This window comes from Flavobacterium nackdongense, from assembly GCF_004355225.1.
GTDB classification, from domain to species: Bacteria; Bacteroidota; Bacteroidia; order Flavobacteriales; family Flavobacteriaceae; genus Flavobacterium; species Flavobacterium nackdongense.
The window spans coordinates 95122-108631 of record NZ_CP037933.1 but is presented as its reverse complement, the minus strand read 5'-3'; the positions used below and the strand labels follow the sequence as shown (position 1 = coordinate 108631).

11 protein-coding genes and 1 tRNA gene are annotated in these 13510 nt (G+C 36.0%); 7 read left to right on the top strand and 5 right to left on the bottom strand.

The features are described from left to right. The first annotated feature begins 135 nt into the window (after window positions 1-135). Complete coding sequence (locus E1750_RS00450; protein ID WP_133274864.1) at window positions 136-1986, top strand: gamma-glutamyltransferase family protein; 1851 nt, start codon at window positions 136-138, stop codon at window positions 1984-1986. A 94-nt stretch (window positions 1987-2080) separates the two neighbouring features. On the opposite strand, the gene E1750_RS00445 is transcribed toward E1750_RS00450, so the two are convergent. Continuing rightward, window positions 2081-2155 (bottom strand) — tRNA-Val (locus E1750_RS00445). Between the two features lie 171 nt (window positions 2156-2326). Here E1750_RS00445 and E1750_RS00440 point away from each other — a divergent pair. Continuing rightward, window positions 2327-4114 carry an ABC transporter ATP-binding protein gene (locus E1750_RS00440; RefSeq protein ID WP_133274863.1) on the top strand — a complete coding sequence of 596 codons (1788 nt, stop codon included), beginning with the start codon at window positions 2327-2329 and terminating at the stop codon, window positions 4112-4114. 90 nt (window positions 4115-4204) lie between these two features. On the opposite strand, the gene E1750_RS00435 is transcribed toward E1750_RS00440, so the two are convergent. After that, window positions 4205-4657, bottom strand: coding sequence for a hypothetical protein (locus tag E1750_RS00435; RefSeq protein WP_133274862.1), 453 nt, complete (start codon window positions 4655-4657; stop codon window positions 4205-4207). 55 nt (window positions 4658-4712) lie between these two features. After that, window positions 4713-5882 (bottom strand): proline dehydrogenase family protein, encoded by a 1170-nt coding sequence (locus E1750_RS00430; RefSeq protein WP_133274861.1) that lies wholly within the window; start codon window positions 5880-5882, stop codon window positions 4713-4715. A gap of 92 nt (window positions 5883-5974) precedes the next feature. Between E1750_RS00430 and aroB the strand changes: the two genes are divergently transcribed. The 5 genes from aroB to E1750_RS00405 all read left to right on the top strand — a co-directional run bounded on the left by aroB (window position 5975) and on the right by E1750_RS00405 (window position 10215). Then, window positions 5975-7042 carry a 3-dehydroquinate synthase gene (gene aroB / locus E1750_RS00425; protein WP_133278044.1) on the top strand — a complete coding sequence of 356 codons (1068 nt, stop codon included), beginning with the start codon at window positions 5975-5977 and terminating at the stop codon, window positions 7040-7042. Between the two features lie 57 nt (window positions 7043-7099). Beyond that, window positions 7100-7279 carry a hypothetical protein gene (locus E1750_RS00420; protein ID WP_133274860.1) on the top strand — a complete coding sequence of 60 codons (180 nt, stop codon included), beginning with the start codon at window positions 7100-7102 and terminating at the stop codon, window positions 7277-7279. 50 nt (window positions 7280-7329) lie between these two features. Next, a complete protein-coding gene (locus E1750_RS00415) occupies window positions 7330-8727 on the top strand; it encodes a type III PLP-dependent enzyme domain-containing protein (RefSeq protein WP_133274859.1) in 1398 nt (465 codons plus the stop codon). Window positions 8728-8814: 87 nt separating this feature from the next. Beyond that, window positions 8815-9786 (top strand): deoxyhypusine synthase family protein, encoded by a 972-nt coding sequence (locus E1750_RS00410; protein ID WP_133274858.1) that lies wholly within the window; start codon window positions 8815-8817, stop codon window positions 9784-9786. 9 nt (window positions 9787-9795) lie between these two features. Continuing rightward, window positions 9796-10215, top strand: coding sequence for a DNA primase (locus tag E1750_RS00405; RefSeq protein WP_133274857.1), 420 nt, complete (start codon window positions 9796-9798; stop codon window positions 10213-10215). Window positions 10216-10273: 58 nt separating this feature from the next. On the opposite strand, the gene E1750_RS00400 is transcribed toward E1750_RS00405, so the two are convergent. Both E1750_RS00400 and E1750_RS00395 read right to left on the bottom strand, forming a co-directional pair. After that, a complete protein-coding gene (locus tag E1750_RS00400) occupies window positions 10274-10789 on the bottom strand; it encodes a DinB family protein (protein WP_133274856.1) in 516 nt (171 codons plus the stop codon). Between the two features lie 54 nt (window positions 10790-10843). Next, on the bottom strand, window positions 10844-13426 hold the full coding sequence (locus E1750_RS00395; RefSeq protein WP_133274855.1) for a phosphoenolpyruvate carboxylase: 2583 nt from the start codon (window positions 13424-13426) through the stop codon (window positions 10844-10846). Window positions 13427-13510: the final 84 nt, after the last annotated feature.

The following is a 13510-nucleotide window of genomic DNA, read 5'->3' as shown; positions in this document are numbered from 1 at the left end:
TGTTTTTGTCTTTTAAATTAAGTGGTAATCTTAAAAACCTGATAAGAAATTAAATCATTTGCAATGAATGTTTCATTAATTTAAAATTCATTTGTAGCTTTAACAAAATTATAAATGGACACAAAAATTTAAGATATGAAAAAATTAACTGCTGTTTTATTTGGTATAGTTTCGCTAGTGGCAAGTGCGCAATCTTTTAATAACTTTCCTGTCACGACTCAAAAACCCCCGCTGCACGGAAAACATTGGATGGCAATCACGGGCAAACCCCTTGCTGCGACTGCTGGTGCAATGATTTTTTCAAAAGGCGGAAATGCTATCGATGCTTCCTGTGCGATGCTTGCCGCGACCTGCACAATGTGGGATGTTTTGAGTTGGGGTGGCGAAACACAAGCGCTTATTTATAATCCAAAAACCAAAAAAGTCATTGCCATCAATGCCCTTGGAGTGGCTCCAACGGGTGCAACAGCAAAATTTTTCAAAGACAAAGGAATGAAATATCCTCCGCAATATGGTGCGCTAGCAGCAGTAACACCGGGCACAGCAGGCGGATTAATGACAATGCTTGCTGAATATGGTACTATGAGTCTAAAAGAAGTGTTGGCGCCAGCAATGCAAATGGCGGAAGGCTATCCGATAGAGGCTCAAACGGCTAATTCTATCGAGCGCGAAAAAGAACGCATCAAAGCTTGGCCCTATTCCAAAAAAGTATTTCTACCGCATTTAGGGCAAACCCGAGAAGCACCAGATGCCGGCGAAATTTTTATTCAAAAAGATTTACTCCAAACTTTGCAAAAACTTGTGGATACCGAGGAAAGAGCTTTAAAAAATGGAAAATCCAGAAAAGAAGCCATATATGAAGCCTATGATCGCTTTTACAAAGGCGACATTGCCACCGAATTTGCCAGAAGTTGTCAGGAACAAGGAGGCTTAATAACCAAAGATGATTTGGCACAATGGAAAGTCAAAATTGAAGAGCCGATGTCCACAAATTATAAAGGAATTGACGTTTATAAATTACAACAGTGGAGTCAAGGTCCGGTAATGCTGCAAACATTGAACATTTTAGAAAACTTCGATCTGAAAAGTATGGGATACAATTCGACTCGATACATTCATACTTTATATCAGTCGATGAATTTAGCCTTTGCCGATCGCGATTTTTATTACGGTGATCCTGCTTTTGCTCCCGAAGAGCCTATGAAAGGCTTATTGTCTAAAGAGTATGCCAAAGACCGCAGCAAATTGATTGACCCAACAAAAAACAATCCAAATATAGGCCCAGGAGATCCTTATCCATACCAAGGCCAATTGAATCCCTACCAAAATACTCTTAAATCATTTGGCAACGCTGATTTTGACCTAAAAAAATCGCTAACAGAACAATATTTTCAAGATTTTACGGCAGGAACGACTTCAATTGAAGCAGCAGATAAAGAAGGATGGGTAGTTTCTGTAACACCAAGTGGTGGTTGGGTTCCCGCTTGTATTGCTGGCACTACCGGAATAGGAATGAGCCAACGTATGCAAAGTTTTGTATTGGACGAAAAAGAAAATCCGTTCAATGTGGTGGCTCCAGGAAAACGTCCAAGAGTAACACTTACGCCAACATTGGCTTTAAAAGAAGGCAAACCCTTTCTCTCATTTGCAAAACAAGCTGGCGATGAGCAAGACCAATTACTGATTCAATTTTTCCTAAACATGGTCGAATTTAATATGACAGTTCAAGAGGCCTGTGAAGCGCCAAGCTTTATTACTAACCAAATGTACTCTAGTTTTGGAGAACATGAAAAAGCAAATGGTTCTCTTATTCTAAACAATCAGATGCCACCTTGGATCAGCAAAGACTTAGCTAGAATGGGATATCGAACCTCTTTCAGAGAACGCACTAGTGGTCCGATAAACGCGATTTATTTCGACTGGACACATGGTAGTTTTTGGGGAGGCTCAAGCAATCACGGGGAAGATTATGGTTTGGGATGGTAGTCATTGCAATTTATGTTTCAAAACTTCAATTTGATCCAATTTTCCCGGGAAAAGCGCATAAAAAAAACTCCAACATTTCTGTTGAAGTTTTTTGTGGGCGATGAGGGGTTCGAACCCCCGACCCCCTCGGTGTAAACGAGGTGCTCTGAACCAGCTGAGCTAATCGCCCTTATTGCGAGTGCAAATATACACTTAGATATTGGATTCACAAACAAAATTCAAAAAAATATAATTTAATCCACAATAAAACCTTCAGTGCACTTTTTTCGACGATGAATTAAAACTTATTCTAAAGCATGCAATGGGTTTACTGTTATATTTGTAAAAAAAATAAAAATTAATGGCACGTTTCAAAGAAAATGATTTACCAAAATCTAAAATTACCGCTACTTCACTGAGCAAGGCAACCATCATTTTCAGGTACGCTAGGGGCCATCGTTGGAAATTTTATGTCGGCTTACTCTTTTTATTACTCACGGGTGCTACCGCGCTCGCTTTCCCAAAATTGATGGGAATGTTGGTAGATTGTGTAAAAGACAAAAGTTATGATCAAGCAGATAACATCGCTTTACTTTTGATCCTAATTCTTTTTATGCAATCGATTTGTTCTTTTTTTAGGCTTTCATTATTCGTGAATTTTACGGAAAACACTTTAGCAAATTTGAGATTGTCCTTATATAGCAATTTAGTCAAATTGCCTATGTCCTTCTTCTCTCAGAAAAGAGTGGGCGAATTAAACAGTAGAATTAGTGCTGATATTTCGCAAATTCAAGACACACTTACATCAACCATAGCAGAGTTTTTACGACAATTTATTTTGATTATTGGTGGGGTTATTTTGTTGGCTACCGAAAGTGTAAAACTTACTTTACTAATGTTGTCAGTCGTTCCACTGATAGCTGTTGCTGCGGTAATTTTTGGTAGATTCATCCGGAAATATTCTAAGAAAGTCCAAGATCAAGTTGCCGAAAGTCAAGTCATTGTTGAAGAAACAATGCAAGGAATCAGTATCGTCAAAGCTTTCGCCAATGAATGGTATGAAATCGCCCGGTATGACGGAAAAATAAAAGAAGTAGTCAAACAAGCTATTAAGGGTGGGAAATACAGAGGGTATTTTGCTTCCTTCATTATATTTTGCCTTTTTGGAGCTATTGTTGCCGTGGTTTGGTTTGGCGTTCGATTGAGTATAAGTGGCGAAATGAGTGTGGGACAATTGATCACTTTTGTATTGTATTCTACATTTGTAGGTGCTTCTTTTGGTGGGATTGCCGAATTGTACGCTCAAATCCAAAAGGCGATTGGCGCAACCGAACGCGTTTTTGAACTATTAGACGAAACTCCCGAAAAAATAAATTCTACACAAAATTCGCATTCCATTCAAAAGATACAAGGCAATGTGACGTTCCATAATGTGGCCTTCACCTACCCTTCCAGAAAAGAAATGAAGGTTTTGAAAGGGGTTAATTTCACAGCCAACTTCGGCCAAAAGATCGCTATTGTAGGGCCGAGCGGTGTTGGAAAATCGACTATAGCTTCCCTACTACTTCGTTTTTACGACATTGACAGTGGCGACATATTGGTAGATGGAAAAAATATCTACGATTATGATTTAGAAAATCTTCGTGGCAATATGAGTATCGTTCCTCAAGATGTGATTTTATTTGGTGGCACCATCAAAGAAAATATTGCCTACGGAAATCCAGATGCTTCGGATGAAGAAATAACTTTGGCAGCACAACAAGCCAACGCTTTGAGTTTTATAGAAAGTTTTCCTGAAAAATTTGAAACGCTTGTTGGTGAAAGGGGTATTAAACTTTCTGGCGGACAAAGACAACGCATTGCTATTGCGAGAGCTTTGCTTAAAAACCCAAGTATCTTAATTTTGGACGAAGCCACGTCATCCTTGGACAGCGAAAGTGAAAAACTGGTACAAGAAGCCTTGGAAATCTTGATGGAAGGAAGAACCAGCATTATTATTGCGCACCGTCTTTCTACCATTCGCAAGGCAGATCAAATTTTGGTTTTGGATAAAGGTGTAATTGCGGAACAAGGAACACACCAAGAATTGATTGCTTTAGAAAACGGTATCTATAAAAACTTGAGCAATTTGCAATTTAGTCATTCATAAAATGTTTTTTGGCAAAAAAAAAGACGTAACAGGTTTTAAAAACTTGTCAGGTTTAAACTGAATAAAAAAAAACTTTCCTTTCCCTCAGATTTAATTTGGTTCAAAAGAATTCATTATCAAAAATTCTACTTTAGCATCATTATTTACTTTATAACTATAAATTGCTTTGCCTTGAACGTGACCATCACTATAGTCAGCGATTATCCATTCCTCACCCAAGATTTGAATTTTATCAAATACCATATTCCCGCCTAATATAGGATTTAAAGGGATTAATTCTGGTCTTTCTCTTAAAGAATTTTCAATATAGTTTTCCGGGTCTTTTATTCCTTTATTAACCAATTTTACTCCTTCGAATTCAACATCAAACCAATAATTCTTTTTCGATTTAGCATTTTTCAATTCATTATTGAGAGAATCATTTTTTTGTTTTAAGAAATTATTTTCTGATTTAAGTTTTTCAACAAGCAAATTTTTTTCCTGATTTTGTTTTTCACAACTCACGATAGAAAAGAAAAATATGATAATAATTATTTTTTTCATTTTAAAATTAATTTGTCTTTACAAAATCTGATTAATGGAGTTTTATGTATTAAAGCTACTTCCCTTTTCTTCTATTTCTCTCCGCTTTTATCATTTCTAATTCACGGCTGGTTTGTCCCGCCACCGAAGTGTTTTCTTCGGCACGACGAATCAAGTAGGGCATCACATCTTTTACGGGACCAAAAGGCAAATACTTGGCTACATTATAGCCGCTATCGGCCAAATTATAACTAATTGTATCGCTCATGCCGTACAACTGACCAAACCAAATTCGATCATCGGTCGATTGAATTCCCTTAGACTCCATCAATTCCATCAAAGAATAGGTGCTAGCTTCATTGTGGGTTCCTTCAAAAATAGACATCCGATCTATGTGTTCTACCATATATTTTACAGCAGAATCGTAATTGATATCTGTAGCTTCTTTGGATGCGCAAATAGGCGAAGGATAGCCTTTTTCGATGGCGCGCTCATTTTCCTTTTCCATATAAGCTCCTCTTACGAGTTTCATTCCGATAAAAAAACCTTCGTTTTTAGCTTTTTCGTGCAATTTTTTCAAATAATCCAATCGATCCCAACGATACAACTGCAAAGTATTAAAGACTATAGGTTTGGTTTTATTGTATTTTCGCATCATTTCTTCTACTAAAGCATCGACGGCGTCTTGCATCCAGCTTTCTTCAGCATCTATCAGTAGAGCCACATCACTTTCGAAGGAGGCTTTGCAAACTTTTTCGAACCTTGCCACTACTTTTTCCCATTCTTCTAATTCAGCTCCGGTCAATTTTTTCCCTAAACTCACTTCTTCATACAAATTGATTCGACCAAAACCAGAAGGTTTGAAAACCGCAAAGGGAATTGATTTCTTTTCTTTGGCAAACGCAATCAACTTCAAAGTTTTTTCCAATACAGCATCAAATTGTTCCTCTTCTTCTTTGCCTTCGACCGAATAATCTAGAACCGAAGAAACTCCTTTGGTAAACATCTTATCGACTACTCTTAGGCTATCATCCTCATTTACACCACCACAAAAATGATCAAAAACAGTCGCACGAATCAAACCTTCGACTGGTAAACTTGCTTTTATAGCAAAATTAGTTACCGCAGTTCCAATGCGAACAAGTGGTTCATTTGCAATCAATTTGAATAAAAAATAAGCTCTTTCGAGCTCGGTATCGCTTTTTAATGAAAATGCAATTTGTGTATTATCGAATAAATTTTTCATTATTTGTTATATTTTTGCACAAATATAAAGAGAGTTTTCAAAATTATTATCCAAAAAATACCTTATTTTGCGGTTTAAATTATTCAACGATGATGCAATCTATTCAAGCCAACAATTATCCCATATATTTTAATGAAGAAGGATATAACGCACTTAATTCATTTATTGAGGGCAGCCACTATTCCAACCTCTTTATAGTAGTTGATAGCAATACCAACGAATTTTGTTTGTCGCAATTTCTGCCCTATTTAGCCACCGATCTCACTATAGAAATTATTGAATTTGAAGCCGGTGAGCCCAACAAAAACATTGAAACTTGCGTCGAATTATGGAATGTATTGACCGAATTAGGTGCCGATAGAAAAAGCCTTATTATTAATTTGGGAGGTGGAGTTGTAACGGATTTGGGAGGCTTCGTGGCCTCGACGTTCAAACGTGGTATCGATTTTGTTCATATTCCAACTACTTTATTATCCATGGTAGATGCTTCGGTTGGCGGAAAAACAGGTGTTGATTTAGGCAATCTAAAAAATCAAATTGGGGTAATCAATGTTCCCAAAATGGTACTGATTGACACCCAATATTTGGAGACGCTTCCACAAGAAGAAATGCGTTCCGGACTGGCCGAAATGTTGAAGCACGGCTTGATTTATGACAAAGAATATTGGGAACAATTTCTGGATTTGAAAGCAATCGATTTTGCCGATTTTGATGCCCTGATTTATCGTTCTGTCGAAATCAAGAACGAAATTGTAATGCAAGATCCAACCGAAAAAAACATTCGTAAAGCCTTGAATTTCGGACATACTTTAGGACACGCTATTGAAAGTTATTTTTTAGAAAACGACGACAAAAAAAGCCTGTTGCACGGTGAGGCCATTGCGATCGGAATGATCTTAGAAAGCTATATTTCCTTACAGAAAAATTTAATTACCACCGACGAATACCATCAAATAAAAGCGACTATAAAATCGATCTATGAAGCTGTAGTCTTCGAGGAAAAAGACATAGAACCCATATTAGAATTACTCATTCACGACAAAAAAAATGAGTACGGAAGCATTCAGTTTGCCTTGATTGAAGGTATCGGAAAAATAAAAATCAATCAATCTGTTGAAAATGAATTGATTTTAGAGGCTTTTGAAGATTATAAATCTTAACCATTTTTTTATAATAAGGATTGCATTACCTATTTAATATTTTTTACATTTGCAGCAATGAAAAAAAGTCAAAATACCAGAAATTATAGCACTTCAAAAAACGAAAACAGTAGTTCTTTTCTAAGAATATTGAGACGTTTTTTTGCTATGAAAGATACTTTGAGTTTTGATCTTTTCCCCTATTTGAAAGCAGAAAACGAAAAACTCCAAATCGTTTTTGAAAACATTAGAGTTTGAATTTTAGTTAATTATTGTACTATTAATTAATCTAAAATTATAAAAATCAAATGAATACAAAATATTTCGACTTAATCAATCAGACGTATTATTTCCCTCAGGAGGAATTTACATTAAATAAAGACAACCTTGAATTTCACAATATCGATTTAATGAAATTGGTAGAGCAATATGGTACGCCTTTGAAATTTACCTATTTGCCTCAAATTTCCAATAACATCAACAAAGCCAAAAGTTGGTTTCGTAAATCGATGGAGAAAAACAATTACGAGGCGAAGTATTATTATTGTTATTGCACCAAAAGTTCCCATTTTGAGTACATCATGAACGAGGCTTTCAAAAACAACATTCACATCGAAACCTCTTCGGCTTTTGATATCAATATTGTGGAAAAATTGTTGGAATCCGGTAAAATCAACAAAAGTACTTATGTGATTTGCAACGGATTTAAGAGAGATCAATACATCGAAAACATTGCAAGATTAATCAATAACGGACACAAAAATACCATTCCGATAATTGATAATTACGAAGAATTGGATATTTTGCAAGAAAACATCAAAAAGAAATTCAAAATTGGAATACGTATAGCTGCTGAAGAAGAGCCAAAATTTGAGTTTTATACCTCACGTCTCGGCATTGGTTATAAAAATATTGTTCAGTTTTACAAAAAGCAAATTCAAGAAAATAAAAAATTGGAGCTCAAAATGCTGCACTTTTTTATTAATACTGGAATCAATGACAATGCCTATTATTGGAATGAATTGGTGAAATGTATCAAAGTATACGTTGCTTTAAAAAGAGAATGCCCTACCCTTGATGGGTTAAACATTGGCGGTGGGTTTCCTATAAAAAACTCATTGGCATTTGAATACGATTATCAGTATATGATTGACGAAATCATCAATCAAATCAAGATTGCTTGTGATGAAGCCGAGGTAGATGTTCCAAATATTTTTACCGAATTCGGCTCGTATACCGTTGGCGAAAGCGGTGGCGCGATTTATCAAATTTTGTATCAGAAACAACAAAATGACAGAGAAAAATGGAATATGATTGATTCGTCTTTCATCACCACTTTGCCAGACACTTGGGCAATCAACAGACGATTTATTATGTTGGCAGTGAATCGTTGGAATGATACCTACGAACGCGTTTTGTTAGGAGGAATGACCTGTGATAGTGATGATTATTACAATTCTGAGCAAAATATGAATGCCATCTATCTGCCCAAATACAACAAAGAAAAGCCGCTTTATATAGGTTTTTTCAACACGGGAGCCTATCAAGAAACTATAGGAGGTTACGGAGGATTGCACCACTGTTTGATTCCGCAACCCAAGCACATTTTGATAGATCGTGACGAAAATGGCATTCTCGCCACTGAAATTTTTTCGCAGCAACAAACCGCTGACGACGTTTTAGAAATTTTAGGCTATAATAAATAATAATTAAAACTTGTAAATGGCATTGTAGTTTTCAAAAAAAAATATTTTCTTTGAAGCCCGAAATGTAATGCTTTAAACCCATAAAAAATGAGCAAAGGACCAATTAGTCAGTTTATCGAAAAGCACTATCTGCATTTCAATTCAGCATCTTTAGTGGATGCCGCTAAAGCCTACGAACAGCAATTAGCCAATGGTGCGAAAATGATGGTGAGTATGGCTGGAGCAATGAGCACCGCCGAAATAGGTAAAATTTTTGCGGAAATTATTCGCAAAGATAAAGTTCAAATTATTTCTTGCACAGGAGCCAATCTTGAGGAAGATATAATGAATTTAGTAGCACATTCGCACTACGAAAGAGTGCCAAATTACCGTGATTTAACCCCAGAAGACGAATGGGCTTTGCTGGAAAGAGGATTGAACCGTGTGACCGACACATGTATTCCTGAGCACGAAGCGTTCCGTCGTTTGCAAAAACACATTTACAAAATTTGGAAAGACGCCGATGATAAAGGAGAAAGATACTTCCCACATGAATTCATGTACAAGATGTTACTTTCTGGCGTTTTGGAGGAATATTACGAAATTGATTTAAAAGACAGTTGGATGTATGCTGCTGCAGAGAAAAATTTACCTATTATTGTACCCGGTTGGGAAGACAGTACGATGGGAAATATTTTTGCTTCCTATGTTATCAAAGGGGATTTGAAAGCATCGACGATGAAATCAGGAATCGAATATATGACCTTCTTAGCTGATTGGTACCCAAAAAATAGTTCTAATGGTATTGGGTTTTTCCAAATTGGCGGAGGTATCGCTGGCGATTTTCCGATTTGCGTTGTACCAATGTTGTATCAAGATATGGAAATGCACGAAATTCCGTTTTGGAGCTATTTCTGCCAGATTTCAGATTCTACGACTAGTTACGGTTCCTATTCAGGGGCGGTACCGAATGAAAAAATCACTTGGGGTAAATTAGACATAAAAACCCCAAAATTCATTATCGAGTCGGATGCTACCATTGTAGCGCCATTAATTTTTGCCTATTTGTTGGATTTATAATAGAAATTTATGAGAAGAGTAATTGTTGATTACGCAAAACTTACCCACGAAATTTTGAATCTTTTAGTAGAAAAATTTCCTGATGGCTATGATGATTCAAATATAATCCGTTTTAGAAACGCCCAAAACGAATTGGTCGAAGCTGTCGAAGTGCGCACTGAAGATACTATTTATTTAGTGAAAATCAGTACTAAACTGGCCGACAGAATCGAAAATTATGATGAAGACGATGAAATAGCAGCAGAAATTGAACCAATCGATGATGGTATCAACCTTGATGACGACGACGACGTAAGCAGCGATGATGATGATACTGATGAGTACAAAGAGCCTAGCGATGACAAAGGAGATGATGATGACGACGATGACGACGATGACGAGGAATCGGATGTGTCAAACGAAGATGATGACGAAGATGACGAAGATTAATTTTTTCTATTCATAAAAAAAATGGAACTCTATTTGGAGTTCCTTTTTTTTTGCAATACTACAAATACCGCTCTTGAAATACCCGCTGATGATGCTTTTGATGCCCTATCATCAAAAAACCCAAAGCGCGCACCGACACTTCGTTTTCGGATGCAATTCCTATTCTAGCGAGTTGTTCTGCTGAAAAACTTTTAAACAGCAATAAATTGCAATGCCTTACCGCCGAAAATTCGGTTAATAATGCTTGAATACTTCTACTGTTGGCATCGGTATTTTCCACATAATCGTTTTCCTCAAAACCTGACAAAGGTGTTTTGTCATTTCTGGCAATTCGCAAAGCGCGATAGGCAAAAATTCTTTCGGCATCGATGATATGTTGGATAATATCTTTGATGGTCCATTTGCCTTCAGCATACCGAAAATCAAATTTATCCATTGGAATATTTTGCACAAACTTGATAAAATCATGCAAACTGATTTCTAATTCTTCTAATAATTCAACATTTTCAAGGGCATTGATATAGGTCGCATTGAACTGAGAATATTCATTTACGGGCAATTGATTGGAATTCATAACAGATAATTTTAGAATGGAAATTTGGTAATTACTTTTTTAAAATTCAAACCACTAAGCCGAGTTTCTACTCGCATTCGTATTTCCAAAAAGGGAACGAGTTACAATTTTCTCATAGGTTTGGATCAATCCTAAATCTGGATTATCTTCTTTATTTAACTCATTAATTCTAAGCAAAGCATATTGCTGTATCGTTAACAAAGGCAATACAATACGTTCTCTAATATCAATTGAAGCTTTACCGTCAGGATAATTTTCCATCAATGATTTATGCCCAGCTATTTTGAGTAATAATCTTTTAGTTTCTAAAAATTCATCATAAATAATTTGCCAAAACTCCCCAAACTCAGGATCATTTTTCATATAGGAAGTCAATGGGAAAAATGACTTAGCCAATGACATCATACTGTTTTCAAGCAAGGTTCTAAAGAACAACGAATTGTTATACAGATCTTGAACCAAATCCCAATTATTGTCTTCAAAATATTTTAAAGCCGAACCCACTCCAAAAAAACCGGGAACATTCTGTTTTAGTTGACTCCAGGAACCTACAAATGGAATAGCTCTAAGATCCGAAAATTCCAATGTTTCGGATTTACTCCTTTTTGATGGACGACTTCCGATATTGGTTTTAGCGTAATACTTTAATGTACTCATTTGTTCCAAGTACGGAATGAATTTTGGATGATTCTTGAAACTCAAATATTTTTCATAACCCAAAGCCGCTAATTGATCTAAAATTTCTTTTTCACTGCTGGTTAGGCTATTTTTTTGCTTATTAAAAACCTGGTTCGTGGCACCGGCACTCAATAAATTTTCTAAATTGTAACGACAAGAATCCAAAGTCCCAAAATTAGAACTAATGGTCTGGCCCTGAACTGTAATTTGTATTTCATTATTCTCAATATTGGGACCTAAAGAAGCATAGAACTTATGCGTTTTTCCTCCACCACGCGCTGGCGGTCCACCACGACCATCAAAAAAGAGGGCTTTTATGCCATATTTCCTAGACATGGCAGTAAGTTCTTCTTTGGCTTTGTAAATACTCCAATTTGCCATCAAATAACCTCCATCCTTCGTACCGTCGGAAAAACCAAGCATAATCGTTTGTTTGTTATTCCTTCTAGCCAAATGCGCTGCATAAACAGGATTAGTGTATAATTTCTCCATAATCACATACGCATTCTGCAAATCATCGACCGATTCGAAAAGCGGAATAATATCAACCGTTGGGTTTTCCCAATTATTCAATTTGAAAAGTGCAAATGTTTCCATTACATTCAAGGCACTTTCGTTATTGCTGATGATGTACCTATTTGCGCCAAATTCTCCATTATTTTCTTGAATTTTTCTAATGGCTTGAATTGATTCTACAGTTGATCTTGTTATTTCATTTTCAAACACACCAGAATCCAGATTGCCGTTTAACCTAGACAAAACTTCCATTTTTTCAGCTTCGGATAATTCAAAATAATTCGAAGGAAAAACGGTAGCATTTGAGTTTAAATAATACAGTACAACATCCTCAAAAACAGCATCATGTATTTTACTATTCTGTCTGATATCCAAGGAAGCAAAATGGAAACCGAATAAATTTACTTTAATCAAAAGTGCCTCCAATTCATCCAAATACAAGGACTGATTTCGTTCAATAAGAATCGTTCTAATTTTGTTTAACTGCGAAATGAATTCCTCTAAAGTAATGTAAATTTCCCCTTTCGAATAAAAAACAGAACGATACAATTTGTATTCAAGTTCGGCAACCAAAACATCCACTTCATGGAAAGTAAGCTTTCTTTTCAGGCTTCTCATCTCACGATAGTAACATTTCAGAATAGAAGTTCTCAATCGATCGGCAACTTTAAGTGTAATTTCGGTGGTTACAAAAGGATTTCCATCCCGATCACCACCAGGCCAAAACCCAAGTTTTATCAATTGATTATTAATAGATTCTCCTTTTAAAATATTTTTTTGAAGGTAGTGGACAATTTCACCCGCGGTTTCATAAAAGACATTTTCTAAATACCAAATCAAACTAACCGCTTCGTCAAAAGGATTCGGCTTTTCATTTTGAATAAATGGAGTTTTTCCTAATTGTGCCAGCAATTGTTTGATTTCTAGCAAATTATTTTTACGAATTGCATCGGTCAAATCATTAATAATTCCAAGAACAGATCCGGGATAAAACTGAGTAGGATGCGCTGTTAGAACGGTTCGAACATTAAAATTTTCTAAAAACGAAATGAGTTCTGATTCCCTATCTTGAACAGCTGCTTTTTCTTTGATATCGCGCAATGAACCTCGTCCATCCATATTATTCACAACCGGAAATGCAGCATCTTCCACCGCATCAAAAAGCACAATTTGACGCTCGATATATTGAATAAAACGAAACATCAAATCTATTTTTTCCTTTTCTGAAGCGCCACTAAGGTATTTTTGAGAAAATAAATCTAATATTTCTTTTGGCGTTTCCTGTTTTTTGAAACCATTTTCACACCCCTCAGTAAACAAAGGCAATAAAGCGCCGGTATTGTCTATAGAATCAAAAGGCAAAGTGATAAAAACACTATTATAAATATGGTATTTCGAAAGAACTTCTTCGTTAAAACGTTCGATTTTAGGATGGGTGTACATATGGGTTTAGTTAGTTATGGTGTATTATAGTTTTATAAAAAAACCCCAAGAATTCACTTGAGGTTACTGATGTAATAGGTTTCA

What these genes read in the sequence shown, in the direction of transcription:
- E1750_RS00410 (WP_133274858.1), top strand. Translation starts at nt 8,815, where the DNA reads ATGAGCAAAGGACCAATTAGTCAGTTTATCGAAAAGCACTATCTGCAT.
- E1750_RS00395 (WP_133274855.1), bottom strand. Translation starts at nt 13,426, where the DNA reads ATGTACACCCATCCTAAAATCGAACGTTTTAACGAAGAAGTTCTTTCG.
- E1750_RS00415 (WP_133274859.1), top strand. Translation starts at nt 7,330, where the DNA reads ATGAATACAAAATATTTCGACTTAATCAATCAGACGTATTATTTCCCT.
- E1750_RS00420 (WP_133274860.1), top strand. Translation starts at nt 7,100, where the DNA reads ATGAAAAAAAGTCAAAATACCAGAAATTATAGCACTTCAAAAAACGAA.
- E1750_RS00400 (WP_133274856.1), bottom strand. Translation starts at nt 10,789, where the DNA reads ATGAATTCCAATCAATTGCCCGTAAATGAATATTCTCAGTTCAATGCG.
- E1750_RS00405 (WP_133274857.1), top strand. Translation starts at nt 9,796, where the DNA reads ATGAGAAGAGTAATTGTTGATTACGCAAAACTTACCCACGAAATTTTG.
- E1750_RS00450 (WP_133274864.1), top strand. Translation starts at nt 136, where the DNA reads ATGAAAAAATTAACTGCTGTTTTATTTGGTATAGTTTCGCTAGTGGCA.
- E1750_RS00435 (WP_133274862.1), bottom strand. Translation starts at nt 4,657, where the DNA reads ATGAAAAAAATAATTATTATCATATTTTTCTTTTCTATCGTGAGTTGT.
- E1750_RS00430 (WP_133274861.1), bottom strand. Translation starts at nt 5,882, where the DNA reads ATGAAAAATTTATTCGATAATACACAAATTGCATTTTCATTAAAAAGC.
- aroB (WP_133278044.1), top strand. Translation starts at nt 5,975, where the DNA reads ATGCAATCTATTCAAGCCAACAATTATCCCATATATTTTAATGAAGAA.
- E1750_RS00440 (WP_133274863.1), top strand. Translation starts at nt 2,327, where the DNA reads ATGGCACGTTTCAAAGAAAATGATTTACCAAAATCTAAAATTACCGCT.